Annotated in this window: 27 protein-coding genes and 2 pseudogenes; 18 read left to right on the top strand and 11 right to left on the bottom strand. The window is 65.5% G+C overall.

The window, feature by feature from the left end; translation table 11 throughout:
• Positions 1-95 precede the first annotated feature (95 nt).
• From AC4ELS_RS17245 to AC4ELS_RS17230, 4 genes are all read right to left on the bottom strand, one after another.
• Complete coding sequence (locus tag AC4ELS_RS17245) at positions 96-1,169, bottom strand: NAD(P)H-dependent amine dehydrogenase family protein (protein ID WP_499048329.1); 1,074 nt, start codon at positions 1,167-1,169, stop codon at positions 96-98.
• Between the two features lie 22 nt (positions 1,170-1,191).
• Positions 1,192-2,154, bottom strand: a complete 963-nt coding sequence (locus tag AC4ELS_RS17240) for an LLM class flavin-dependent oxidoreductase (protein ID WP_499048326.1) — start codon at positions 2,152-2,154, stop codon at positions 1,192-1,194.
• Positions 2,155-2,299: 145 nt separating this feature from the next.
• Positions 2,300-3,475, bottom strand: coding sequence for an acyl-CoA dehydrogenase family protein (locus AC4ELS_RS17235; RefSeq protein WP_064886217.1), 1,176 nt, complete (start codon positions 3,473-3,475; stop codon positions 2,300-2,302).
• Positions 3,476-4,480, bottom strand: a complete 1,005-nt coding sequence (locus tag AC4ELS_RS17230) for an acyl-CoA dehydrogenase family protein (RefSeq protein ID WP_499048323.1) — start codon at positions 4,478-4,480, stop codon at positions 3,476-3,478.
• Positions 4,481-4,818: 338 nt separating this feature from the next.
• On the opposite strand from AC4ELS_RS17230, the gene AC4ELS_RS17225 reads away from it, so the two are divergent.
• Genes AC4ELS_RS17225 through AC4ELS_RS17210 form a run of 4 tightly spaced genes read left to right on the top strand, consistent with a single transcriptional unit; the run spans position 4,819 to position 8,404 of the window.
• Entirely contained in the window at positions 4,819-5,880 is a 1,062-nt protein-coding gene (locus tag AC4ELS_RS17225) for an amidohydrolase family protein (RefSeq protein ID WP_110777671.1), read from the top strand.
• Positions 5,881-5,904: 24 nt separating this feature from the next.
• Positions 5,905-7,047: an amidohydrolase family protein gene (locus AC4ELS_RS17220; RefSeq protein ID WP_499048320.1), complete on the top strand. Its 1,143-nt coding sequence runs from the start codon at positions 5,905-5,907 to the stop codon at positions 7,045-7,047.
• Between the two features lie 38 nt (positions 7,048-7,085).
• A complete protein-coding gene (locus tag AC4ELS_RS17215) occupies positions 7,086-7,478 on the top strand; it encodes a Rieske (2Fe-2S) protein (protein ID WP_110777436.1) in 393 nt (130 codons plus the stop codon).
• The gene (locus AC4ELS_RS17210; RefSeq protein ID WP_499048316.1) at positions 7,475-8,404 is read left to right on the top strand and encodes an alpha/beta fold hydrolase; all 930 of its coding nucleotides are present in this window, start codon (positions 7,475-7,477) and stop codon (positions 8,402-8,404) included. Before AC4ELS_RS17215 ends, AC4ELS_RS17210 begins: the two co-directional genes overlap by 4 nt.
• 19 nt (positions 8,405-8,423) lie before the next feature.
• Here the strand turns inward: AC4ELS_RS17210 and AC4ELS_RS17205 are convergent, their stop codons facing one another.
• On the bottom strand, positions 8,424-8,897 hold the full coding sequence (locus AC4ELS_RS17205) for a hypothetical protein (RefSeq protein ID WP_064884087.1): 474 nt from the start codon (positions 8,895-8,897) through the stop codon (positions 8,424-8,426).
• Positions 8,898-8,930: 33 nt separating this feature from the next.
• Between AC4ELS_RS17205 and AC4ELS_RS17200 the strand changes: the two genes are divergently transcribed.
• The 9 genes from AC4ELS_RS17200 (at position 8,931) to AC4ELS_RS17160 (ending at position 17,023) form a co-directional block, all read left to right on the top strand.
• Positions 8,931-10,220 carry an NADH-ubiquinone oxidoreductase-F iron-sulfur binding region domain-containing protein gene (locus AC4ELS_RS17200; protein ID WP_499048312.1) on the top strand — a complete coding sequence of 430 codons (1,290 nt, stop codon included), beginning with the start codon at positions 8,931-8,933 and terminating at the stop codon, positions 10,218-10,220.
• Complete coding sequence (locus AC4ELS_RS17195) at positions 10,217-10,438, top strand: ferredoxin (protein WP_064884089.1); 222 nt, start codon at positions 10,217-10,219, stop codon at positions 10,436-10,438. The genes AC4ELS_RS17200 and AC4ELS_RS17195 overlap by 4 nt, the downstream gene beginning before the upstream one ends.
• 93 nt (positions 10,439-10,531) lie before the next feature.
• Complete coding sequence (locus tag AC4ELS_RS17190) at positions 10,532-12,187, top strand: thiolase C-terminal domain-containing protein (protein ID WP_499048309.1); 1,656 nt, start codon at positions 10,532-10,534, stop codon at positions 12,185-12,187.
• 47 nt (positions 12,188-12,234) lie between these two features.
• Positions 12,235-13,095 (top strand): alpha/beta fold hydrolase, encoded by an 861-nt coding sequence (locus AC4ELS_RS17185; RefSeq protein ID WP_499048333.1) that lies wholly within the window; start codon positions 12,235-12,237, stop codon positions 13,093-13,095.
• A complete protein-coding gene (locus tag AC4ELS_RS17180) occupies positions 13,095-13,913 on the top strand; it encodes an NAD(P)-dependent oxidoreductase (RefSeq protein ID WP_499048306.1) in 819 nt (272 codons plus the stop codon). Before AC4ELS_RS17185 ends, AC4ELS_RS17180 begins: the two co-directional genes overlap by 1 nt.
• Positions 13,913-14,701 (top strand): NAD(P)-dependent oxidoreductase, encoded by a 789-nt coding sequence (locus AC4ELS_RS17175; RefSeq protein WP_064884094.1) that lies wholly within the window; start codon positions 13,913-13,915, stop codon positions 14,699-14,701. The genes AC4ELS_RS17180 and AC4ELS_RS17175 overlap by 1 nt, the downstream gene beginning before the upstream one ends.
• 149 nt (positions 14,702-14,850) lie before the next feature.
• On the top strand, positions 14,851-16,053 hold the full coding sequence (locus AC4ELS_RS17170; RefSeq protein WP_463794299.1) for a cytochrome P450: 1,203 nt from the start codon (positions 14,851-14,853) through the stop codon (positions 16,051-16,053).
• Entirely contained in the window at positions 16,053-16,253 is a 201-nt protein-coding gene (locus AC4ELS_RS17165) for a ferredoxin (RefSeq protein ID WP_055115942.1), read from the top strand. Before AC4ELS_RS17170 ends, AC4ELS_RS17165 begins: the two co-directional genes overlap by 1 nt.
• A gap of 2 nt (positions 16,254-16,255) precedes the next feature.
• Positions 16,256-17,023 (top strand): alpha/beta fold hydrolase, encoded by a 768-nt coding sequence (locus AC4ELS_RS17160; protein ID WP_064960145.1) that lies wholly within the window; start codon positions 16,256-16,258, stop codon positions 17,021-17,023.
• A 69-nt stretch (positions 17,024-17,092) separates the two neighbouring features.
• Here AC4ELS_RS17160 and AC4ELS_RS17155 read toward each other — a convergent pair whose 3' ends face one another.
• From AC4ELS_RS17155 to AC4ELS_RS17135, 5 genes and pseudogenes are all read right to left on the bottom strand, one after another.
• Positions 17,093-18,010 (bottom strand): LLM class F420-dependent oxidoreductase, encoded by a 918-nt coding sequence (locus AC4ELS_RS17155; RefSeq protein WP_499048303.1) that lies wholly within the window; start codon positions 18,008-18,010, stop codon positions 17,093-17,095.
• Positions 18,011-18,023: 13 nt separating this feature from the next.
• Entirely contained in the window at positions 18,024-18,320 is a 297-nt protein-coding gene (locus AC4ELS_RS17150) for a DUF1330 domain-containing protein (RefSeq protein ID WP_003880116.1), read from the bottom strand.
• A gap of 15 nt (positions 18,321-18,335) precedes the next feature.
• Complete coding sequence (locus AC4ELS_RS17145) at positions 18,336-18,530, bottom strand: ferredoxin (protein ID WP_064884102.1); 195 nt, start codon at positions 18,528-18,530, stop codon at positions 18,336-18,338.
• On the bottom strand, positions 18,530-19,810 hold the full coding sequence (locus tag AC4ELS_RS17140; RefSeq protein ID WP_498883391.1) for a cytochrome P450: 1,281 nt from the start codon (positions 19,808-19,810) through the stop codon (positions 18,530-18,532). Before AC4ELS_RS17140 ends, AC4ELS_RS17145 begins: the two co-directional genes overlap by 1 nt.
• Positions 19,811-19,945: 135 nt before the next feature.
• Positions 19,946-20,462: pseudogene (locus AC4ELS_RS17135) on the bottom strand (SDR family NAD(P)-dependent oxidoreductase).
• Positions 20,463-20,525: 63 nt separating this feature from the next.
• Between AC4ELS_RS17135 and AC4ELS_RS17130 the strand changes: the two are divergent.
• From AC4ELS_RS17130 to AC4ELS_RS17115, 4 genes are read left to right on the top strand one after another with little or no spacing between them, the layout of a single operon-like run.
• Complete coding sequence (locus AC4ELS_RS17130; protein WP_499048300.1) at positions 20,526-21,182, top strand: TetR/AcrR family transcriptional regulator; 657 nt, start codon at positions 20,526-20,528, stop codon at positions 21,180-21,182.
• A 15-nt stretch (positions 21,183-21,197) separates the two neighbouring features.
• A complete protein-coding gene (locus tag AC4ELS_RS17125; RefSeq protein ID WP_463794306.1) occupies positions 21,198-22,499 on the top strand; it encodes an acyl-CoA dehydrogenase family protein in 1,302 nt (433 codons plus the stop codon).
• Positions 22,500-22,531: 32 nt separating this feature from the next.
• Positions 22,532-23,521 carry a phosphotransferase family protein gene (locus AC4ELS_RS17120; protein WP_463794396.1) on the top strand — a complete coding sequence of 330 codons (990 nt, stop codon included), beginning with the start codon at positions 22,532-22,534 and terminating at the stop codon, positions 23,519-23,521.
• Positions 23,518-24,519: an NADPH:quinone oxidoreductase family protein gene (locus tag AC4ELS_RS17115; protein WP_499048296.1), complete on the top strand. Its 1,002-nt coding sequence runs from the start codon at positions 23,518-23,520 to the stop codon at positions 24,517-24,519. Before AC4ELS_RS17120 ends, AC4ELS_RS17115 begins: the two co-directional genes overlap by 4 nt.
• Here the strand turns inward: AC4ELS_RS17115 and AC4ELS_RS17110 are convergent.
• Positions 24,476-24,832 (bottom strand): limonene-1,2-epoxide hydrolase family protein, encoded by a 357-nt coding sequence (locus AC4ELS_RS17110; protein WP_064884112.1) that lies wholly within the window; start codon positions 24,830-24,832, stop codon positions 24,476-24,478. The genes AC4ELS_RS17115 and AC4ELS_RS17110 overlap by 44 nt on opposite strands.
• Positions 24,833-25,047: 215 nt before the next feature.
• On the opposite strand from AC4ELS_RS17110, the pseudogene AC4ELS_RS17105 reads away from it, so the two are divergent.
• Positions 25,048-25,177 (top strand): annotated as a pseudogene (locus AC4ELS_RS17105) (cytochrome P450); the annotation flags it as partial.

Raw genomic sequence — 25,177 nt, 5'->3', positions numbered from 1 at the left:
CAGCGATCAGATCCCACTGAGCATCGGAAAGCAACTGAAAACGCGACACACCCCAAGTCTGGACCGCCACATCCAAAATGTTTGTCAGACACGCCCTAGTCGAAGGCGTGTCGCGGCAACGTATTCGGTATGTCGAGTGAGCTCAACAATCCTGCGGGTGCGTCGACGACGTAGGGAATCGCATTGACCACCCGCATCGCGGTGGCCGCCATTGCCGCCTGCCCGGCACCGTGTCCCTCGGCCTTCCCCAGGTTCATCACGCAGTGGATGTCGGGATCTCCCTCGATGTCCACCCGGTAGGTGGCGTCGAATTCTGATGCCGGCCAATCGGGTGCAACGTCGCGCGACATCCGGATGATGTGCTCGATCACGATGGCCTCCCGGCCGTTCACCATGCCGACAGCGCGTGTGCATACTGCACCACAGGTTCCCGCCGGGATAGTGCCGAAAGCGACCTCGATGTCACGCTCGGTGATCTGGCGATCCAGCGAGCCGCGAATCTCGGACACCTCCGCCCCGAACGCATCGGCCATCAGATAGATCGGCGCCTTCCAGGCCATCTCGATGAAGCCGGGGGTCTTCAGCATCGGTTCGAAATCCAGTGGACGCCCGAAACCCATTCCGTCCATCATCACGTCGGCCACCGGATAGTGGTCGTTGAGGGACACCTCGGCCACCGTGACCCGGTCGATCTTCTTCGACTGGGTTGCCAGCATGAGTGCCAGTTCGTCCGAGGCGAACCCGGGAAATACGCCCGACGCATAGAACGACGAGTTCCCGGCCTTGGCCGCGGCTTCCAGCTGATCTCGCCATTCTGCGGAGTAGTACGCCGGCGGGTACACCAGTGCCGTCGAAGTCGTTGACACTACGTTGATTCCGGCGTTCAGCAGTCGCAGATAGTCCGGCACCGCGCCGGCGTCGCGGTCCGGGCCGCTCGCCGCGTACACCACGCAGTCGGGAGACAACGCGATCAGCGCATCGGCATCGCCGGTGGCGGTGACCCCGAGCGGCGCCCGTCCGGCCAGCTCACCCGCGTCCCGGCCGACCTTCGCCGCCGAGTGCACCCAGACGCCGACCAGTTCGAGATCCGGGCGCTGGGCGACTGCGTCGATCGCGATCGACCCGACACCGCCGGTTGCCCAGACGACGGTCCGCAAGGGTGTCGGCATTCTCGACTCCTTCGTAGTCGGGTCATGTGGATTGGGCGGCCGCGGCTGCCCGCTCGAGGTACGGCCAGGCGACATCCGGCGGCAGCCCGCCGCACAGCGGCAGCAGCGGCAGTGACCTGCCGTCCCGGAGGTAGCCAGCGGCCTCGTCGATGGTCAGGATTCGATACGGCCCGTCGGCTTGCCGCAGCGCCGCCACATCGTCGGCTCGGGAGATGCTGGCGACCGTATCGTCACCGTGTCGGTAGGACGCCGCGGTGCGTGCATCATGAAGAAGGTAGGGACCCAACTCATCCCACGCCCGGTCCGGGTCGTCGGCCACGAATATCGCGGTGGGCGTATTCGGTACCGGGAACTGGATCACGCCGGGTTCGTGGCCGTTGGCTCGACATTCGGCCTCGTAGAACTCCTTGAGCCCGGGGGTGGCCGTCTGCGAGATGAACCCGAGGCCGTGCCGTGCCGCGCGTCGCGCTGCGGCCCGGCTACCGCCCGCGATCAGAAGGTACGGTCCGGACGGACTTGCGCACATGGGCGTCACCGTGATGCATCGGCCGTCGTGATCGACGGTCTCCCCCGCCAGCAGTCGTAGCAGCAGCGCCAGCTTCTCGTCGGCCAGCTTGCCGCGAATGCTCATGTCCACGCCGAAATGCTCGTATTCCTCGGTACGGTGTCCGATCCCAAACGCACAAGAGACCCGACCCCGGCTGATGATGTCCAGCGCACAAATCTCCTCGGCGAGGCGCACCGGATCCCAGAACGGAATCGGTAAGGCGGCAAGCAGAATCGCCAGACTGCTGGTGCGGGCAGCGATCGCCGAGGCGAGGATATGCGGCGCCGCCAGATGCCCGTCGGCGGTGCCGTGATGCTCTGACAGCACCGCCATCACCGCGCCGCGGGTTTCGGCCCAGGCGCACATGTCGATCGCGGCGCCGTAGAGCTCGGTCGCCGGAGTATGTGGAGCACGCATATCGAAGCGCAGCGTGAACATCACGCCGACTGTAACCTAAGTTTTGTTCCGCGTCACTGGTGCGAATCGATCACCTCGCATTTGTCACGCTGGAGTGACTCCCGGGCTCGAAAGCCACTCCAGCGTGACAGCGCAGGTATGACGACGCGAATTTGCGCCATGCGCCTCAGCGGCGGGGCAACCCCAGCACCTGGGTGGCGATGATGTTGCGCTGAATCTCCGAAGTCCCACCGGCGATGGTGCCGCCGAAACTCCTTGCATAGCGCTCGAACCAGCTCGCGAAGTAGTGGTCGAGATTCATGTGCTCGTACGGGCCCGACGTGGTGGGGTGGATCAACCCGTCGGGGCCGGCCGCGGTCAGCGCGTTCTCGAACGCGTTGCGCTCGGCCTCGGAACCGAAGAGCTTGAGCACCGACACAGAGGCGGTGTCCGCTTCGCCACGTGAGGCCTTGGCCAGCGCCGCAGATCCCATGGCGCGCAAGGCCTGATAGTCCATGACCGTAGTGGCGTACTGGTCGCGCTCCAGCTCGGTCTTGGGCTGGAAGTCGGCCAGCATGTTGTCGATCCGGTCGGCGAAACCGAGCCACATCATGGTGCGCTCGTGACCGAGCGATCCGTTGGCCACTCCCCAGCCGCCGTTGAGCGGACCGACCAAGTTCTCGGCCGGCACCCGGGCGTCGGTGAAGAAGACCTCGTTGAAGTCGAGGTTCTCCTCGCCCGTCATGTCGGCGAACGGCCGGCACACCACCCCGGGGGTGTCCGTCGGGATGATCAGCACGCTGATTCCCTTGTGCTTCGGCGCATCCGGGTCGGTACGCACGAACGTCAGCAAGAAATCGGCGTCGTGCGCGCCCGAGGTCCAGACCTTCTGTCCGTTGACGACGAAATGGTCACCATCGAGGACAGCCCGGGTGCGCAACGACGCGAGGTCAGAACCCGCACTCGGCTCGCTCATCCCCAGCGAGGCAGTCTTCTCACCGCGCAGCACCGGTACCGCCCAGCGGTGCTTCTGCTCGTCGGAGCCAAATGTCAGCAGTGATGCCGCAATGATGTTGACGCCCTGCGGGTTGAAGCTGTGGTAGATCCGGCGACGGCACAGCTCGTCGAGGTGGACGAAGGTCTGCACCACCGAAGCGTTGCGTCCACCGAACTCAGGCGGCTGGGCCGGAAGCAAATAACCGTTGTCGAAGAGCAGCCGCTGCCAATCGCGGGCCCATTGCGGCATGTGCGAGACCGAACGAGGCCGCTCCAAGGTGTCGGCCTCCGACGGCAGGTTCGCATCGAGGAACGCGGAGAACTCGGCGCGGAACTCCTCGACGTCGGAATCGTATGTCAGCTGCATTTACAGTCCCCTGTAGGTCGTGCGGTACTCAGCGGCGATCACGCCTCGGTGCTCGGCAGCGCCGCCCAGCATCAGCTCGCCGGCCTTGGCCCGCTTGAGCGCAAACTGCACGTCGTTCTCCCATGTGAAACCCATCCCACCGAACAACTGCACACCGTGGCGGAACACCACGGTCTGGCACTCCCCGGCGGCCGCCTTGGCCATCCTCGCCGCCAGTCGACGGCGCGGGTCATCGGCGGCGATGGTCAGTGCGGCGAAATACGCCAGCGCGCGGGCCCGCTCAATCGCCACGTGCATGTCGACAGCCTTGTGCTGCACGGCCTGGAAAGACCCGATCGCCACCCCGAACTGCTGCCGCTGCTTCACATAGTCGAGCACGAGGTCGAGCGCCCGCTGACAGGCGCCGACCATCGTGATGGCCATCCCGGTCAGAGCCAGATGGTGTGCCTTCTCGGTGTCGACGTGCAGGCGGTCCGTGTCATCGACAAGAACGTTGTCGAATGACACCTCGGCCACGTGCAACACCGGATCGAACACCGCGCTGCGCTTGGCGGAAACCTGAGCCGCGTCGACCAGGAACACACCACCGTCGGTCACCACGGCGAGGTTCTGGGCGCGGTCGCCGTCGAGGACGTGATGGGCGGTTCCCGTCAGCACCCAGCCGGTGGCATCCCGGTTGGCCGCCACACCGCGGTAGACCGCAGTGCCGGCCCGAGCCGCGTCGAAGCGATCCCCCGCCAGAGGTGCGTATTGCGTCATGGTCGCCAGGTAGGGAGTCAGATCGGTGGCCCGACCGAGTTCTTCGAGCACGATCGCCAACTCGACGGCGTTCTCCGAGTCGGTGAGCTCGGTCCAGCCCTGGTCGATGTAGCTCTGCCACAGCGGTGTCGGATCGACACCCTGCTCGGCCACCTCACGGACCAGCGTGGCCGGGCACTGTTTGGTCACCGCATCGCGCACGGTTTCCTGCCATAGCCGCTGATCGGCATCGAATTCGAGTAGCACCCGTCGCCTCCTGCTGCACTGTCACGTCCGGACGAGAATATCATTCTCTTTCTATGTTGTGACATTCTCCTCTGGCAAGTGGCCGTTCTCGGAAACTCACCGCTAGGCGACCGACCAGCACCGCAGCTACCTGCACGTAAGCCCTGCCGTCATCCGAGAACTATGTTCTTGCAATAGAAGAATATGGATCTAGACTGGCGATACGGTCCGGCGTGAAAAGCACGTCGCCCATCGCGGTGTGCACAGCTCGTTTCCGGACGGAACATCGGAGGACAGTCTTGGCGATCAACAACCCTGCACAACCTGGCAGTGCGCGAACGCCGGTTATCGACGCGAGCGTGCATGTCTTCTTCGGTTCGAACAAAGACCTGCGGCAGAACTTCCTGAAAGAGCCGTTCGCCAGTCGCGGCTTCCCCGATTACGAGATGAACTGGTACGGCGCACCCGGTGGCGAGTACGCCAAGGGCACCAAGGGGCCCGATCGCCAGTACCCGGGCTCCGATCCCGACATCGCCGCGCAGCATCTGTTCATCGACCGCGGCGTCGACATCGCGGTTCTGCACCCGATGACCCGCGGCATCATGCCCGACCGTCACCTCGGAACCGCTCTGGCGGCCGCGCACAACGCGATGATGGTGACCCGCTGGCTTGAGCACCCCGAGCACGGTGAGCGGTTCCGCGGCACCATCCGGGTCAACCCGGACGACATCGTCGGCGCCTTGCGCGAGATCGACAAGTACAAGGACCACCCGCGCGTGGTGCAGATCGGCATCCCGATGCAGTCGCGCGAACTGTATGGCAAGCCGCAGTTCTGGCCGTTGTGGGACGCGGCCGCCGCCGCCGGTCTGCCGGTGGCGGTGCACATCGAGGGCGGGGCGGGTATCCAGTTCGCGCCCACCCCGTCGGGCAAGACCAGGACCTATGAGCAGTACCTGGGTTTCATGGCGCTCAACTACATCTATCACCTGATGAACATGATCGCCGAGGGCGTGTTCGAGCGGACGCCGACACTGAAGTTCGTCTGGGCCGACGGCGCCGCAGATCTGTTGACCCCGTTCATGTGGCGGATGGACTGCTTCGGCCGTCCCCACCTCGAGCAGACCCCGTGGGCGCCCAAGATGCCCAGCGACTATCTGCCCGGCCACGTCTACTTCGTTCAGGGCGCCCTCGACGGGCCCGGCGACACCGAGTTCGCCGGCGAGTGGTTGAGCTTCACCGGTAAGGAAGACATGGTGATGTACGGCTCCAGCTATCCACACTGGCAGCTCAACGAACCGGAGATCCCGAGTGCGTTCAGCCCCGAACAACGCGACAAGTTGTTGTGGCGCAACGCCGCAGAGCTTTACGGGCTAGAGGATGCGGTTGCATCCGGTTCGGCGTCCGCAGTTGCGGCGCAGTAGGTATTCGAGGGAGGCACAGCACAGATGACCGTCACAACCAACCCCCGGGTGCCTGCAGCCGAGCGGATTGCAGTCCGGTGCGTCGACTCCGACGTACACCCCATGCCGCGCCGCGGTGAGCTGATCGAGTACATCCCCGAGCCATGGCGCAGTAAGTATTTCCTGAGCCACAAGGTCGGCGAGCAGATCTACTACGACGCGCCGGATTACGCACACGCCTATGCCATGCGAGTGGACGCTTTCCCTCCCGACGGTGAATTCGCCTGCAGCGATCCGGATATGGCGCTGCGTCAGCTCATCATGGAGGCCGGCTCCGACATCGCCATCCTCGAACCAACACACTCCGAGCACCGACTGGGCGAGGCCACCGCGGCCTACTGCACCGCGGTCAACCTATGGCTGGCCAATCACTGGCTGGATGGTCACAACAACTGGCACGAGCGCTGGCGGGGGTCCATCTGTGTCGCCATCGAGGAGCCGCAGACGGCGGTGGCCGAGATCGAGCAGTGGGCCGAACACCCCTATATGGCCCAGGTTCTGATGAAGGCTGAGCCCCGCCCGTCGTGGGGTGACCCGAAGTACGACCCGATCTGGGCCGCAGCGACCAAGCACGACATCACGGTGAGCTGCCACCTGTCCCGCGGCGAGTACGAGACGCTGCCGACACCGCCGGTGGGGCTGCCCAGCTACAACCACGACTTCATGGTCAGCTACTCGCTGTTGGCGGCCAACCAGGTGATGAGCCTGATCTTCGACGGGGTTTTTGACCGGTTCCCGACGCTGCGCATCGTGTTCGTCGAGCATGCATTCACCTGGATCCTGCCGCTGATGTGGCGGATGGATGCCATCTACGCAGCCCGCAAGGGTTGGATGGACATCAAGCGCAAGCCCAGTGAATACGTCAAGGACCACATCAAGTTCACCACCCAGCCGCTGGATTACCCCGAGGACAAGACCGAACTGTCCCGGGCATTCGAGTGGATGGAGTGCGAGAAGATCCTGCTGTATTCCAGCGATTACCCGCACTGGACGTTCGACGACCCGCGCTGGCTGGTCAAGCATCTGCCCGAGCACGCCCGCGAGCCCATCATGTTCCGCAACGGCATCCAGACCTACAAGTTGCCCGAGACCGTTCCGGTCCTCGAGGGACAGGCCCGGGTGTTCTGATGATTCCGGAGGGCAGGAGCGAAGCGACCGGGGAATCTGTGCAGCAGCCCGAGAAGCGCCCCCGACTCGCGCAGGGACGCGAGCATGTCGTCGCCACCGTCGACGAAATCCCGCCGGGCACGCACAAACTCGTACCGATCGGCCGTCACGGCGTCGGCGTGTACAACGTCAACGGCACGTTCTATGCCATCGCCAACTACTGCCCCCACGAGGGTGGTCCGCTGTGCTCGGGGCGCGCCCGGGGCCGCACTGTGGTCGACGAGAAGGTGCCCGGCGACGCGGTGATGGTGCGCGACAAGGAGTACATCTACTGCCCCTGGCACCAATGGGGTTTCGAGTTGGCAACCGGCACCACCGCGGTGAAGCCGGAATGGAGTATCCGTACCTACCCGGTCCGTGTGGTTGGAGATGATGTGTTGGTGATGGCATGAGCGAGCTTGCGAGCGAATCAACGGATCTGGCGGTGACTCGTCCACTCAAGCCGGGCGAGAAGACCATGGAGGTCAACGGCGGCAACGTCGTCTACGAAATTCTCGGCGACAAGGGCGATTTCATCGCGCTGACTCCCGGCGGCCGGTTCAGCAAGGACATTCCGGGCCTGCGGCCGTTGGCCGAGGCCCTCGTCGAGGGCGGCTACCGGGTACTGCTGTGGGACCGGCCGAACTGCGGCAGGTCGGACGTGCAGTTCTACGGGCAGAGCGAATCGCACATGCGGGCCGAGACGCTGTACCACCTGATCACCGGCCTGGACATCGGGCCGTGCTTCATCCTCGGTGGCTCCGGTGGTGCGCGGGACTCGATGCTGACCACCATGCTTTATCCCGAGATCGTGCGAAAGCTGGTGGTGTGGAACATCGTCGGCGGGGTGTACGGGGCGTTCGTACTCGGCGGCCACTACGTGACTCCGAGCATCTTGGCAGTGCGCGGGCTCGGGATCGAGGGGCTGCTGAACGTGCCGGAATGGCGCGAGCGGATCGCCGAAAACCCGGCCAACAAACAACGCCTGCTCGACCTCGACGCCGACGAGTTCCTCAAGGTCATGCTGCGCTGGCTCAACGCGTTCGTGTCGAAACCCGGACAGACCATTCCAGGTGTTCCCGACGAGATGTTCGACAACATCACCGTGCCCACCCTGATCATTCGTGGTGGCGAGAACGACTGGGATCATCCCAAGCGCACCTCGCTTGAAGTGAGTTGTCTGATCAAGGGTTCCGAGCTGATCGATCCCCCCTGGCCCGAGGACGCCTGGGAACGTGCGGGAGAGAGGTTCGCCCAAAGCGGCGGTAAGGCGTTCTGCCTGTTCGATACCTGGGTGCAGGCTGCGCCGCAGATCATCGACTTCCTGAGGTCCTCGTGACGTCGGTGCCGCCGTACCGTCACACCGTCCGGATGTGCACCTCGCAGTTCAACGAAGCCTCGAGAGCGGTGTGGACGCGGCTTTCCGGGATACGGGCCAGATCGGCTTTGTCCAGGGTCACCGTCACGACATCCCAGCCTTCACCATCGACCGATCTGGCGATGTCGCCCGACAAGCCGAACCCGGCAAGCACACCCCGGACATCCTCATCGGTGCCGCGACTGACGAATGTGACCACCCCGGCCGCGGGACTGGTGCCAAAGGCCTTGGCGCACAGTTCCATCGCGATGGCCTGTAACTCTGGTGCGTCGTTGCCGGCGATCAGCACCTCGACCTCGCGGCGATGGGCGGGCAGTTCGGCGAGCTGGTTGTCCAGCACCTCGGCGCCCCGGTCTCCCAGCAACTCACGAAGCGTTGCCATGCCGTCGGACAGCTGTTCCGCGCCGAGCTCACCAGCCGGGTCGACTCCGACGCGCACCACCGCAGTTCTCATGCCGGTGAGCCTAACCGGGGACGGGATGTGACCATGACAGCCGAACTCAGCGTCGCGGTATGGCCGGGAATCACCCCGCGTCTGCTCCGCGACCGGCCGGAGAGCTTAGTGGAGTACCAGCAGTCCGGAGGCTATGGCGCCCTTGCCGATCCAGATCACCTACTGGCCGAGGTGCAGGCCAGCGGGCTGCTGGGCCGGGGCGGCGCGGCCTTTCCGTTGGCGGTGAAACTGCAGACGGTGCGCGCCAACGGGCGGGACGCGTCAGGCACGGTCGTGATCGCCAACGGCGAAGAGGGCGAGCCGGCCTCGATCAAAGATCGCTGGTTGCTGCGCAACCGCCCACATGTCGTGCTGGACGGTCTCCGGCTCGCTGCCGGGATTGTCGGCGCCGAGCGCGCTGTGGTGTACGTATCGGATTCGGCGGGGGCCGACAGTGTTGAGCTGGCGCTCGATGAAAGCCCGCGTGAACGGGACGGTGTGAGAATCGAATTACTCACCGTCACGGCGGGTTACGTCGCTGGCGAGGAGACCGCGGCGGTGCACGTGGTCAACGGCGGACCGGCCAAGCCGACCGACAAACCCCCACGCCCGTTCGAGGAAGGGGTGGACGGGAAGCCGACACTGATCAGCAATGTCGAGACGCTGGCACACCTGGCCTACCTCCACCAGCACGGCGCGAGGGCGTTCCGGGAGTTGGGCACCGAGGCTTCACCGGGAACCTTCCTGGCCACGATCACCGGTGCCGGACGAGCACCCGCACTGTACGAACTGCCGCACGGTATCGCGTTCGCGGATCTGCTGACGCTGCACGGGGTATCCCCCGACAACGTCCGCGGAGCCTTGATGGGTGGGTACTTCGCCGGGCTGGTCAACCGCGACATCGTGGGAGCCACACTGGATCACGAGTCAGTGCGGGCGTTGAACAGCGGGTTGGGCTGCGGCGCGATCGGCATCCTCACCGACGAGTGTCCGGTGGCGGTCGCCGCGTCGGTGCTGGCCTACTTCGACCGCGAGAACGCCGGCCAGTGCGGGTCGTGCTTCAACGGGACGGCCGCGATGGCTGCGGTTGCCGTCGGACTTCGCGACGGCAACGCCACCCAGGATGATCTCGATCGGCTCAAGCGGTGGTCGGTGGTGCTGCGGGGCCGCGGCGCCTGCGCGACGCTCGACGGCGCGGCCAATGTGGCAGCCAGCCTGCTGGCCCAGTTCCCCGATCTGGTGCAGCGCCACCTCGAAAATGGCTGTCAGACCTGCCGTTCCGGCGCTTTCACCGCTGCACGGCCGTACGAAGTGGAGTCCCTGGAGGCGGTGGTGGCGGTATGAAGGTCAAGCTCGATCGCACGCTGTGCGATGGCTTCGGATTGTGCGCCAAGCACGCACCGGAGTACTTCCCGCTCGACGACTGGGGCTACGCCTCACTTCAAGGCGACGGCAACATCCCCGAAGCCGACGAGGACGCGGTCCGACGTGCCCTGCTGGACTGCCCCGTGCACGCGATCATCGAATTGAAGGAAACGCGGACGGAGCGCGAGGCGGGTTGACCCGGCTCGGATACGTAGAGGCTGGATCACCGATCCCGGAAACTGGTAACGTGATTCTCCACACAGAATAATCCGCTTACCACCGGAGTCGAGTTGTCACAGATACCGGGACGTCCGCTCCCGACGGTCACCACGCTCAACGAGTACTTCTGGACCGCGGGCGCCGACGGGGTGCTGCGAATCCAGGAGTGCCAGGACTGCAGCGCCCTCATCCACCCGCCACAGCCGGTCTGCCGGTACTGCCGTAGCCGCAATATGGGCGTGCGTGACGTGTCCGGGCGCGGATCGCTCGCCGGGTTCACGGTCAACCACCGTTTCGGGTTCCCGGATCTGCCGCCGCCGTACGTGGTGGCCGAGGTGGCCATCGCCGAGGATCCCCGCGTCCGACTGACGACCAACATCGTCGACTGCGATTCCGAGGACCTCAAGCTCGGGATGCCCGTCGAGGTCGAATTCCAGCAGATCGAGGATGTCTGGCTGCCGGTGTTCAAGCCGTCGTCCGACACCACCTCCACCCCGCCGGTCGCCGAACCCGTCGCGCCCCAGGACGTCGCCAAGTACGTCCGGCCGATGCTGACCAAGGAGAAATTCGAGGATCACTCGGCCATCACCGGCATCGGGATGTCCAAGATCGGTCGTCGACAGATGGTGCCGCCCCTGGCGCTCACGATCGACGCCGCCGAAAAAGCGGTCGCCGATGCGGGTTTGACGTTCGACGACATCGACGGGCTTTCCACCTACCCGGGTCTGGCCATCGCCGGTATGGGCGAAGGCGGCGTGAGCGCCCTGGAGGGCGCACTCGGGCTCCGGCCGACCTGGATCAACGGCGGCATGGACACCTTCGGTCCGGGTGGCTCGGTGATCGCGGCCATGATGGCCGTGGCCACCGGCATGGCACGCCATGTGCTGTGCTTCCGCACACTGTGGGAGGCGACCTTCGGCCAGCTGGTCAAGGAGGGCAAGATGTCCCCTCCGATGGGTGGCCGCAGCGACAACTGGCAGCATCCGTTCGGGTCCACCTCGGCGGCACACACGTTGGCGCAGAACGCCGGCCGTCACTTCGACCGGTACGGCACCACGCGCGAGACACTCGGCTGGATCGCGCTCAATCAGCGCGCCAATGCCGCGCTGAACCCGACCGCCATCTACCGCGATCCGCTGACCATGGACGACTACCTGTCGGCCCGCATGATCACGACGCCGTTCGGCCTCTACGACTGTGACGTGCCGTGTGACGGTGCGGTGGCCGTCATCGTCTCGGCTGTGGACGCCGCGCGTGATCTGGCCAAGCCGCCGATCCTGTTCGAGGCCGTCGGCACCCAGATCATCGAACGACTCGACTGGGACCAGACCACGCTCACCCACGAGCCTCAGGTGCTGGGTCAGAGTGCACATATGTGGTCGCGAACCTCGTTGCGGCCCAGCGATGTCGACGTGGCCGAGCTCTACGACGGGTTCAGCTTCAACTGCCTGTCCTGGCTGGAGGGGCTGGGCTTCTGCGGCATCGGCGAGGCCAAGGACTTCCTCGACGGCGGTCAAAACATCGCCCGCGACGGCATCATCCCGCTCAACACCCACGGCGGTCAGCTCTCGCACGGCCGTACCCACGGCATGGGGCTGATCCACGAGGCCGTCACGCAGTTGCGCGGTGAGGCCGGCGAACGTCAGGTCAAGGATGTGCGCGTCGCCGTGGCCAGCAGCGGCGGCCTGACCCCCAGCGGTGTGCTGCTCATGCGCAGGGACGACTAGCCGTGACGTCGACGGCGAGCAAGGCCGATCCGCACCCCAGAGTGGTGATGGTCGACGGAGTCCCGATGTCAGCCCTGGTCGCCGAGTCCCCCGACCCGCGCGCCGTCGTCGTCGCATTGCACGGTGGCGCCACCACGTCGGCCTACTTCGACTGCCCCGGCCACCCGGGGCTGTCCCTGTTGCGGACCGCAGTCGGCCAGGGGTACACCGTGATCGCGCTGGACCGCCCCGGCTACGGTGCATCGGCGGCCTACCCGGACGCCATGGCACGACCCGAACAGCGGGTCGCGTTGGCGTTCGGGGCAATCCAGCGGATCACCGGTACGGCTGACCTGTTCGTCCTCGGCCATTCGATGGGCTGTGAGCTGGCCCTGCACCTGGCCGTCCAGCGGCCCGAAGTGCTCGGTGTATCCCTGGCCGGCACCGGCCGTCGGTATCACCCCGCCGCTCAGGAGTTGCTCAAGGACGCCTCACCGGTGAACCGGCCGCGTGGTCTGCGCGAGCTGCTGTGGGAACCGGCCCGGCTCTATCCGCCGGATGTGATCGGCGCCGGACTGTCGGCGGGCGGCACCGCCTACGAGGGCGATGTCGTCAAAACCTGGTCACGGCAGGAGTTTCCGGCACTGGCCGGGCAGACCACCGTTCCCGTGCAGTTCCTCGCCGGCGAGTACGAGAACGTCTGGGAGTCCGATGCCGAGGCACTGGCCGGGATCGCTGCGATGTTCACCGTCTCGCCGCGGGTAGAGACCGGCGAACTGGCCGATAGCGGACACAATCTCAGCGTGGGACTGACCGCCGATACCTATCACCGCAAGGTGCTGTCGTTCGCCGATGAGTGCGTGGCCAACCGTGGCCCCGAGCCGGCGAAAGGCACTGTGAATACCGAACTGGAAGTGGAGGCAGGTTGATGCGAGTCGGATTTATCGGGCTGGGCAGCCAGGGGGCGCCGATGGCGCGGCGGATCGTGGAAGGCGGGTTCGAGACCACCCTCTGGGCCCGGCGCCCGGCCTCGCTGGAACCCTTCGCCGACACCGGCGCCAAGACCGCGGGCTCTCCCGCCGAACTGGCTGCCGCCAGCGATCTGGTCTGCTTGTGCGTGGTGGGCGACGACGACGTCCGTCAGGTGCTCGACGGCGAGACGGGCGTGCTGGCCGGACTGGCCCCGGGCGGCGTCATCGCCATTCACTCGACCGTGCACCCCGACACCTGCCGCGATCTTGCGGAAAAGGCTGCCGCCCAGGGAATCACCGTCATCGACGCCCCGGTGAGCGGTGGCGAGCCCGCTGCCTCTGCCGGCACTCTGCTGGTGATGGTCGGCGGCGACGAGGAGGTCGTCGAGCGCGTGCGTCCAGTGTTCGCCACCTACGCCGACCCGATCGTGCACCTGGGCGGCGTCGGCGCCGGCCAGGTCGCCAAGATCCTCAACAACCTGCTGTTCAGCGCCAACCTGGGCGCGGCCATGAGCGCGCTGGAACTCGGTGAGGCACTGGGAGTTCCGCGTCAGGCACTGTGCGAGGTGATCTCGCGCGGTTCGGCCACCAGCAAGGCGCTCAACAGCATCGCGATGTTCGGCGGGACGCTGGACAACCTGGCACCGATCGCCGGCGCGCTGCTGCAGAAGGACTGCAGGCATGCCGCCAGCCTGGCCGACGATGCCTCAGCTCCCCAGGGGGCAGTGTTTGATGCCGCCGACAACGCCCTGGCCATCATGAACCATCCCCGCTGATGCGCGTCGGTTTCATCGGAGCAGGCCGGATGGGCGCACCGATGGTGCGCCGCCTGGCGGGTGCCGGACACCAGGTACGGGTCCTGGGCCGCGACGACGAAAAGCGCGCTGCGGTGGCCGAACTCGGCGCCGACCCGGTGAGCTCACCACTCGCGGCGGTCACGGGCGCCGACGTGACGATCGTCTGTGTGTTCACCGATGATCAGGTCCGGGACCTCTGCCCAAGCCTGATCGACGAGATGCCGGACGGGTCGGTGCTCGTGCTGCACACCACCGGCAGCCCTCGCACCGCCGAGGCCCTCGCCGAGCGCGGGGCCGCGCGGGGCATCGCCGTCGTCGACGCTCCGGTCAGCGGCGGACCGCATGACATCGCGGCCGGCACCGTCACGGTGTTCGCGGGTGGTGACGCCGACGCGATAGCCCGCGCCCGCGAGGTGCTGACGGCCTATGCCGATCCGGTACTGCACGTCGGCCCGGTCGGTGCCGGGCAGCGGGTGAAGCTGGTGAACAACGCGCTGTTCGCCGCGCAGATCGGCGCCGTGGCCGAGGGAGTGCGCCTGGGCGATCGGCTTGGCATCGACGAGGCGACACTGCTGACCGCCCTCACGCACGGCAGTGCGGCAAGCCGCGCCCTCGGTGGTATCGCCGCCACCGGCTCGGCCGACGCCTTCATCGAGCGGGTCGGCGAATTCATCGGCAAAGACGTCGCCGTGGTGCGCAGGACAGCCTCTGAACTGGACAGCGACCTCGGCCGGCTTGAGGGACTCCTCGACGCCGCCATCAGGTAACCCACACGGACATCACGACCTGATCAGCACCTATTTTGTGCTTTTCAAACACTCTCAACAGAGTTACTGTTAGCGTTACAGTTCAACAGTTTCCCGTAACGTGTCACGAAACTTCCGGCCCAGCCCGCCGCGAAGGAGGAGCCAGCCAAATGACCAAGGCCCAGGTGATCTTCGATCCGTTCTCCGAGGAGTTCTTCAACAACCCGTTCGACATGTACCGCCGGATGCGCGAGGACGCACCGCTGTACTACAACGAGGACTCTGACTTCTATGCCCTGACAAGGCATGAGGACGTGTCGGCAGCATTGAAGGACCACGAGGCGTTCTCCTCGTCGCGTGGCTGCGATCTGGCCATGGTGCAGAGCGACGAACCGCCGCAGAAGTCGATCATCTTCATGGACCCACCCGATCACCGGCACATGCGCAGCCTGCTCAACAAGGCGTTCACCCCGCGCATGATCCAGTCTCAGCGCGAGACTGTCGTCGAACAGATCGACCATCACCTCAGCCTGATCGACTCCGACGAATTCGACGTGGTCCAGGATTTCTCGGGTCCGTTCCCGGTCGAGGTCATCACCCGGATGGCCGGCGTCGACCCGGAATACCGCCAGCAGGTCCGGCACTGGATCGACACCAGCCTGTCGCGTGAGCCAGGGCAGATCGGCTACTCCGAGGCCGGCATGCAGGCCAACATCGACACCGGCATCTACTACTACGGGCTGGTGCAGAAGCGCCGGGAAAACCCGCAGGACGACATGATCAGCCGGCTCATCGCCGCGGAGATCCCCGGCGAAGACGGCCAGATGCGTCGTCTCGACGACATCGAGATCACCGGCTTCGCCACCCTTCTGGGCGGTGCGGGTGCGGAAACCGTCACCAAGCTCGTCGGCACCGCGATGGTGCTCTTCGCCCGTAACCCCGAGCAGTGGCAGAAACTGCTCGACGACCGCGAGAAGGTCGGGGCCGCTGTCGAGGAGTTGCTGCGCTACGAGGGCCCGGTGCAGTACAACGTCCGCTACACCCTCAAAGAAGCCCACGTGCCCAGCGGCACCATTCCGGCGGGCAAGGCAGTCTTCCTGATCAGCGCGGCGGCCAACCGCGATCCCGATGCGTTCACCGATGCCGACACCTTCGACATCGAGCGCGACCGCACCGAGGCCCAGAACCTGGGGTTGGGCTACGGCATCCACAGCTGTCTCGGTGCGGCGCTGGCCCGCATGGAGAGTGCGGTCGCGCTGGAGAAGCTGCTCGATTTCATGCCCCGCTATGAGGTGAAATGGGATGAGCTGCAACGGGTTCAAATGCAGAACGTGGCGGGTTATTCGCACGTGCCGGTAAGGGTGCTGAGGTGATGGCGAAAAAGGTTCACGTCGATTTCGAGATCTGCGAGAGCAACGCGGTCTGCATGGGGATCATCCCCGAGGTGTTCGATCTCGACGATCAGGATTACCTGCACATCCTTCAGGAGGACGTGACGCCGGAGAACGAGGCACAGATCCGCGAAGCGGTTCGGCAGTGCCCCCGCCAGGCCATCTCGATCGTGGACGAGTAGGCGTGCGGTTCGTCTTCGTACACGGCGGCTTTCACGCCGCCTGGTGCTGGGAGCGCACCATCGCCGAGTTGCAGAATCTGGGTCATGACGGCGTCGCGGTGGATCTGCCCGGGCACGGCGCCCGGGTGGCCGAAGAGTCCACGCTGGCCAATCGGCGCGCCGCGATCCTCGACGTGATGCAGGCCGGAGATGTGCTCGTCGGACACTCTGGCGGTGGGTTCGACGCCACCCTCGCCGCGGACGCCGCACCGGAACTGGTGAGCCACATCGTGTACCTGGCCGCGGCGCTGCCCAGGGAGGGCCGCACGTATCCCGAGGCCATGGCCATGCGTTCGGCCGATGACGAGTTGGGCGGCGAGTTCGACGGTGACGTCGGCGAGATGCTGGGCTATCTGCATTTCGACGACGAAGGTGCGATGCACTTCGCCGACTTCGATGGAGCGTGGCGCTACTTCTACCACGACTGCGACGAGGCAACGGCCCGCTGGGCTTTCGATCGTCTCGGGCCGGAGCGGTTCGGCGATACGACGGTCACGCCGGTGTCGGTGCCACAGTTCTGGGCCGCCGACCTCCCCCGCAGTTTCATCCGCTGCACCCAGGACCGCTCGATGCCGCAATGGCTCGCCGACACCGTGACCGAACGTCTCGGTGTCGAGCAACTCACGATCGACGCGTCGCACTCGCCGTTCCTGAGCCGACCACGTGAACTGGCCGAGTTGTTGGTGCACGCCACCACGACGACGCCGATCGCGGCCTTGACGTCTGCTTGAGACTGTCGACTCTGCGCTGAGGGCGCGAAAGTGCGAGTGCGCTGAGCCCTCACCGCAGAGTCAATGTCGCTAGGCGGCGATCACCGACTTGCCGAACTGCTCGGTGGCCTCCAGCGCATGGGCCAGGCTGTCGCCGGGCAGAGTGACGTGCAACCAGGTGACCCCGAGTGCGGCCAGCTTGTCCACACCGGCCAGGTAGGCGTCGGCGTCGAAATCGTCGCTGCCGGGGTTACCGCCTTCGAAGTTGTTGAACACGATGTCGATTCCGTCGGGATCGCGACCGGCGTCGGTAAGCCGGGCCCGCAGATCCTCGATGCCGGCCGCCAGGGCGTCCAACGAGTCCATCGCGGCCGTTCCCGCGGTCTTGGCCAGGCCCGCTGGTGCGGCGAACGGGCACCAACCGTCACCGTGCTTGGCGACCCGGGCCCGCGCCGCGGAAGTGTTGCCGCCGATCCAGATCGGTGGATGTGGCGTCGCCGCCGGCCGGGGGTGCGCGGTGATACCGCGTGCGCTGAAGTTCTTACCCTCGAAGGTGTAATCATCAGTGGTCCAGATGCCGCGGATCACCTCGAGGGCCTCGTCGAACAGTGCAGCGCGCTCGTCGAAGGAGACGCCGAGCGCGGCGAATTCCCGCTTGAGATAACCGACTCCGACGGCAAGCGTGAACCGGCCACCGGACAACAGGTCCAAACTCGCACCGGATTTCGCCACCACGAAGGGATTCCGATACGGCAGCACCACGATGTTCGGCACCAGACGCAGCGTCGTGGTGTGCGCCGCGGCGAAGGCCATGGCCACGAACGGGTCCAAGGCGTCGTGGCCGCCGGCATCGAGCCAGCGCTGGGACGGAGCGGGATGGTCGGTGAATCCGAAGCCGTGGAAACCCGCAGCCTCGGCCGCAGCGGCCATCGCGGCAACTCCGCTGCCACTCACCAGATCCGGATGGTACGGATGAGTGTGCATCGGGTACGTGATGCTGTAACGCACTGCGGCCGCCCGATCAGGAGGGGAAGCCGGAGAGGATCACGCCGTTGCACTCGGCGGCGCCTTGGCGGACCTTGGCGGCCGCCTGGTAGGCGTCGGAGTAGTACCACTCGCGGGCGGCGTCAACGGATTCGAACTCCAGCACCACGGTCTGAGTTCCGTGCCAGGCGCCCTCGATCACCTCGGGCTTCTGATCGACGGCCACGATGGTCGCGCCACCCATCGCCTTCGACGCCAATTTGGCGTACTCACCCATACCGGCCGGGTCTTTGATGTCCTCGGTGATGATGACGTAACCCTTGGCAGATGCCATTGCGAATCTCTTTCTCTAGTTGTCGATTTCGCTGATCGCCCGTTCCGGGCAGTTCTGTATCGCTTCGCGGGCGGCGTCTTCCAACCCGGACGGAACTTCCTCCGGGTCGGCCACTGCCCAACCGTCGTCTGACATCTCGAAGACCTCGGGGCACAGAGTCAGGCACATGCCGTGGCCTGCACAACGGTCCTCGTCGACCCTCACCTTCATCAGCTGTCGAACTCCAGATGCAGCTCGGTGAGCCCGCGCAGGATGAAGGTCGGGATGTAGTTGTAGCGCCGGTCGCCGTCCGAGCCGTGCTTGGCCTCGGAGATGCGGATGTCGGTGGTGCGGTCCAACAGACGCTCAAGGCCGACCCGGGTCTCGGCGCGTGCCAGCGGGGCGCCGGGGCAGCTGTGGATGCCACGGCCGAAGGCCAGGTGCTGGCGAGCGTTCTTGCGCGCCGGGTCGAAGGTGTCGGGATCCTCGAAGCGGCGAGGGTCGCGGTTGGCCGCACCGTTGAGCACCATCACCGTGGTGCCGGCGGTCAACTCGGTCTCGCCGATGGTCACCGGGCAGCGCGACAACCGGAAGTCACCCTTGACCGGGCTCTCGATCCGCAGCGCTTCCTCGATGAAGTTCGGGATCAGGCTGCGGTCGGCGCGCAGCCGCTGCTGGATTTCCGGTTGTTCAGCGAGGACCTTCAGCGCGGTGCTGAGCAGGCGCACCGTGGTCTCCTGCCCGGCCGAGAAGACGTTGGTCGCCACCCTCGCGACATCGCCGACGTCGGGGATGCTGCCGTCGGGGAAGGTGGCCTCGGCGAGACCGGTGAGCACGTCGTCGCGCGGGTTGGCTCGACGGTCCGAGATGTAGTCAGAGAACTGACCGTAGAGGAACTCCAGCGGGCTGTGGGACAACGACTCCTTGCTGGTGCTGCCGATGCCGCCGCCGGAATTCTGCTTGATGCCGTTGACGAACGCTTCGCGATCCTCGTCTGGGATACCGAGGAGATCGGCGATCACCAACAGGGTGAACGGACCCGCGAAACCCTTGATGAACTCGCCCTGGCCGGGCGCGAGGTAGCTGTCGAGTACTTCATCGGCCAACTGCCACATGGCGTCCTCGTTCTCCTTGAGGCGCTTGGGCGTGATGAGCCGCATCAGCAGCGAGCGGTGATCGGTGTGCGTCGGCGGATCCAGCGTCGGCAGCTGATCGCTGAACGGCAGTTCGTTGCGATGCTTGTCGATGAGCGCGGTGACCTCTTCGGCACTGCGCCCTTCCAGCGGGACCGGGAAACCCGGGAAAGGTCCGGTGACCGACAGGCATGACGAGAAGGTCTCCTCGTCGTTGTAGACCTGCACGGCTTCATCCCAGCCGGTCACCATGGTCACGTTGTAGTGGTCTTCAGGGCTGACCGGGCACTTGTTCCGAAGCGCCTCGAAGAACGGATACGGGTCGTCGACCAATCGTTCATCGCGGAAAAAATCGATACCCGTCGGGTCGATCGCCATCTGTTACTCCCGTTCCAGCCACGCGTATGAGAATGCGCCTCTCATCTATGAATAGTAGATTTCCATAGCCCCGGTTGCGCGTCAACGCCGGACCCCGACCGATCAGCGACAAACAGCAAGAATAGGATTCTCGCGCTATCCACCCAGCATCGTCAGGCCACCGTCGACAGCGATCAACTGACCGGTGATGAAGGCCGCCCCCTCTCCGGCCAGGAACACCAGAACCGGCCCCAGATCGCGGGCCGGGTCCCCGAGTGCGCCGCCCAACGGGATCGTCATCTTCATCTGCGCGTCGACGAGCTTTGCGACCTCGGGCCCGAGGAAGTCGCGTAGACGATCCGCCCCAGGGGTGTCGACCGCCGGCGCGAGCGCATTGACCGTGACCCGGTCAGCCGCCCAGGCCTTGGCCGCAGAACGCGTCCAGGCCTGGACCGCACGCCTGCGCCGCCGAGGTCACCATGGCGTCGACGGCGGCCGCATCGCGCAAGTCGCACTGCAGCCAACGAATCGTCGCGCCGTCCGGCGGTGGCGTCCGGTGATAGGTGGCCATGACATCGGCGCCCGCGGCGCTCAGCACATCCACGGCGGCCCACCCGATCCCGGACGCACCGCCGGTGACCAGAATCCGGCGGCCGTGCAGCGGTTGGTTCATATTGAGATAGTTAGACAAACGTCAACTATTTTCAATAGCAGAATCCGTTGTTAGAGTCAGAATATGCCCAAGGAAGCCACGACTGACACTGCTGACAGCAGTCAACGTCGCGCCTCGTTCCAACGGGCTCGCTCACACCAGACCAAACGCGACCTGGTCCAGGCCGCGATGGCGCTCTGGCGCACCAACGGATACGCCAAGACCACGGTGGCTGACATCTGCCGAGCCGCGGGGGTGTCCCGGGCGCTGTTCTACTTCTATTTCCCGGCCAAAGAAGACGTGCTGTTCGAGGTCGGCCTGACCTCGACCCGCCTGGCCCAGAAGCGCGTGAAGTCGCTCCTGACCGGCGATTACGACATGATGGCCGTCATCACGGAGGCACTCCGCAGCCTGGAACGGTCGATGGCGCGCAACCCACCCGAACTGATCGTCGAGACGATCCTGGAGGGTTACCGGCACGAGCACCGGATCCTGGCCGGCGACGTCGACCCCGATACAGAGGACGCCGACATGTTCGGCGAGTTGTTCACACGCGCCCAGGCCGACGGCAAGCTCGCCGCTCACGTCGACGTGGACCACCTGTCGCGGCTGGCGCAGATCCTGGTCAGTGAGGGCGTCCGGCACTGGGCCGGAGGCAGTTTCGGCAACCGTTCGTTCACCGACCGCGTCGCGTGCGACATCGGCGCGATGATCACCGGCTTCAACACCCTCAACAACTAGATCGGAGGACCCCCGATGGCGTGGGATTTCGAGACCGACCCGCAGTATCAGGAATTACTGGACTGGGCCGACGAATTCGTGACCGAGCAGGTCGAACCGCTCGACCTGGCGTGGCCGCACAAACAGTTCACCCCGTTGGAGGGCAGCCGTCGGGAGGCCATCGACCCGCTCAAGGCACAGGTGCGCGAAAAAGGTTTGTGGGCCACTCATCTCGGGCCAGAACTGGGCGGGCAGGGTCACGGGCAGCTCAAGCTCGCGCTGCTCAACGAGATCCTCGGCCGCTCGCAGTGGGCACCCATCGTGTTCGGCTGTCAGGCCCCCGATACGGGCAACGCCGAGATCATCGCGCATTACGGGACCGAGGAGCAGAAAAAGAAGTATTTGCATCCGCTGCTCGAGGGTGAGCTGTTCTCCTGCTACTCGATGACCGAACCCCACGCCGGTGCGGACCCGACGCTGTTCACCACCAGCGCGGTGCGCGACGGGGACGACTGGGTGATAAACGGGTGGAAGTTCTTCTCCTCCAACGCCGCAACCGCGTCGTTCCTGATCGTCATGGTGGTGACCAATCCCGAGGTCAGTGCCTACCAGGGCATGTCGATGTTCCTGGTGCCCACCGACACCCCCGGTGTCAAGATCGTCCGCAACGTGGGTTTGTACGGCGAGCCGGACAACGAGGGCAGCCACGCGTTGATCCACTACGACAACGTCCGGGTTCCCGCCGAGGCGCTGTTGGGCGGCGAGGGTCAGGCCTTCGTCATCGCCCAGACGCGGTTGGGCGGCGGCCGGATTCACCACGCGATGCGCACGATCGGTCTGGCTCAGAAGGCGCTCGACATGATGTGCGAACGTGCATTGAGCCGCGAGACGCAGGGCAGCCGGCTGTCCGACAAACAGTTCGTCCAGGGTTACATCGCCGACTCCTACGCCCAGTTGCTGCAATTCCGGTTGATGGTGCTCTACACCGCGTGGGAGATCGACAAGTACAACGACTACAAGAAGGTCCGCAAGGACATCGCCGCCGTCAAGGTCGCCATGCCCACCGTGCTGCACGACATCGCCTGGCGGGCGATGCAGATCCACGGCGCGCTGGGTGTCACCAACGAGATGCCCTTCCTCGGCATGGTCACGGGCGCCGCGGTGATGGGCCTGGCCGACGGCCCGACGGAGGTACACAAGACCACCGTCGCCCGGCAGGTGCTGCGCGACTACCAGCCGACCACCGACACCTGGCCGACCGAGTGGATCCCGCGCAAGCGCGACGCCGCGAAGGCCAAGTTCGCCGAATACCTGGAAGCTGAGGTGGGCAATCTGTGAGCACGATCGACACTGCACGCCTTGCCGATTGGATGGACAACGCCGGGCTGGCGGGCAAAGGTGAGCCGCTGGAGGCCCGCTTCCTGTCCGGCGGAACCCAGAATGTCATCTTCGAGATCCGCCGTGGCGAGCACACCTGCGTGTTGCGCATGCCGCCGGAGGGCGCCCCGCCGGACCGGGACAAGGGCATCCTGCGGGAGTGGCGCATCATCGAGGCACTCGACGGCACGGAGGTCCCGCACACGGCGGCAGTCGGCGTGTGCGCCGATCCCGACGTATTGGGCCGGCCGTTCTATCTGATGGGATTCGTCGACGGCTGGTCGCCGATGGATACCCACGGTCGCTGGCCTGAGCCGTTCAACTCCGACCCCAGCACCCGGCCCGGGCTGAGTTATCAGCTGGCCGAGGGTATTGCGCTGCTGTCGAAAGTGGACTGGCAGGCCAAGGGGCTGAGCGATCTCGGTAGGCCCGACGGCTTTCACGAACGCCAGGTCGACCGCTGGATCGGATTCCTCGACCGGATCAAGAACCGTGAGTTGCCCGGGCTCGAGGTGGCCACGGACTGGCTGCGCGCCCACAAGCCGCTCGATTTCATCCCGGGCCTGATGCACGGGGACTACCAGTTCGCCAATGTCATGTACCGCCACGGCGCACCGGCCACGATGGCCGCGATCGTGGACTGGGAGATGGGCACCGTCGGCGACCCGAAGCTGGACCTGGCCTGGATGGTGCAGAGTTGGCCAGCCGATACAGACAACCCGGAGCCGTCCGAGATGGGTTACGTCGACATGCGTGGGATGCCCTCGCGCGACGACGTCGTCGCGCACTACGCGAAGGTCTCCGGACGCCAGGTGGACGACCTCGACTACTACCTGGTGCTGGCGAAGTGGAAGCTGGCGATCGTCCTGGAGCAGGGTTTTCAGCGGGCGGGCGACGACGAGAAGCTGCTGGCGTTCGGGCCGGTGGTCACCGAGCTGATGCGGTCTGCCGCCGAACTCGCCGAATCCACCGACTACCGGTGAAGGCCGCCGTCTGCCCCGGGTACGGTCCTCCGGATGTCGTTCGCCTCGATGAGGTCCCCGCTCCCGCGCTGGAGTCCGGCCAGGTGCGGGTCCAGGTCGGCGCGGCCGCGGTGAACTTCCCCGATGTACTGCTGGTGGCCGACAAGTACCAGATTCACGTACCGGTGCCGTTCATCCCGGGGAGTGAGTTCGCCGGAGTGGTCACCGAGGTTGCCTCTGACACCAGCGGTTTCGCCGTCGGCGACCGGGTGACCGGAACCGGATTGTTCGGTGCGTTCGCCGAGCAGGTGTGCATTCCGGCATCGGGGTTGGCCCGAATTCCCGACAATGTGGACGACGGCACCGCGGCGGCCTTCGGGGTGGCTCACCGCACCGCGTATCACACGTTGCGCTCGGTGGCCCGGATCCAACCGGCCGACGACGTGATCGTGCTGGGCGCCGGCGGCGGCGTGGGTCTGGCGGCTGTGCAACTCGCAACCGCCCTCGGGGCGCGGGTCACGGCAGTCGCCTCATCTGACGAAAAGCTCTCCACTGCAGCTCAATACGGTGCAGTCTCGCTCGTGAACCACACGCGCGGCGACCTACGCGCCGCACTGCGGGACGCCCTGCCTGACGGCGCGCACGCCGTGCTCGACCCGGTCGGCGGCGACCTGTCCGAGCCGGCGCTACGGTCGTTGCGTCGCGGCGGCCGGTTCGTGACGATCGGCTACGCCTCCGGCGTCATCCCCCGAATCCCGCTGAACCTGGTTCTGGTCAAGGGAATTCACGTGCTCGGCTTTCAATTCCAGGACATCGCCCCAGACGAGTTCACTCGCAACGAAGCGGAACTGCGGGATCTGCTGGCCGCCGGAGTCGTTCGGCCACACATCGGTGCGGTCTATCCGCTGAGCGAAACCCCCGCGGCACTGCGCGAGGTGGCCTCCGGGAAGGCTGTCGGCAAGGTCGTGATCGACCTCAAGACTCCTTCGGCGGATAGAAGTACTCCCGCCACGCCGTGATCTTCTCGTCTCGCACCTCGTAGGCACCCATGACCGGCCAGCTCATCTGCCTGCCGTCCACGATCCAGTGATCGCGCCGTTCCATCAGGACCACGTTCCCGTCAACAGCGAGGTACCGGATCTCGAGGTCCACGCATTTCCCGCCGGCGAAGAACACCTTCATCATTTCGTGAATCGCGTCGCGCCCCGAGAGTTTCGGCCAGTCAGGCCCGATGTCGAAGGTGGCGTCGTCGGCGAAATGAACCATGACCTCGTCGACGTCGTTGCTCCCCCATGCGGCGATCTCGGCGCGCACGATCTCCTCAGCGGTCATCACTCCCCCGTCGGCCGTTGTGACAGAGATTTACACTAGCGCGCCCGAGTGTAATTCCGATAGACATCATTTCCGGATCAGCTCACCTTTCAATCCGCAACAGCCCGTATCGAATTCGAGCCGGGTCTGGGTGCCGGCGGGCCGATCCTTGACCGAGCCACCTCTGGCCTGCTAAGCAGGTGCACAGCCCATTCGATACGGTCAGGAGACCAGCCGTGCCCACGTCGACCGAAGCCGACCTGTACTACGACCCGTACAGCGTCGAGCTCAATATGGATCCCTATTCGGTGTTTGCCCGGATCAGGGAAGAGGCCCCGCTGTATTACAACGAGCAGCACGACTTCT

The sequence above is a fragment of the Mycobacterium shunyiense genome (assembly GCF_058270035.1).
The sequence above is the reverse complement of the archived record's forward strand: the minus strand, read 5'-3'. Positions and strand labels throughout refer to the sequence as shown.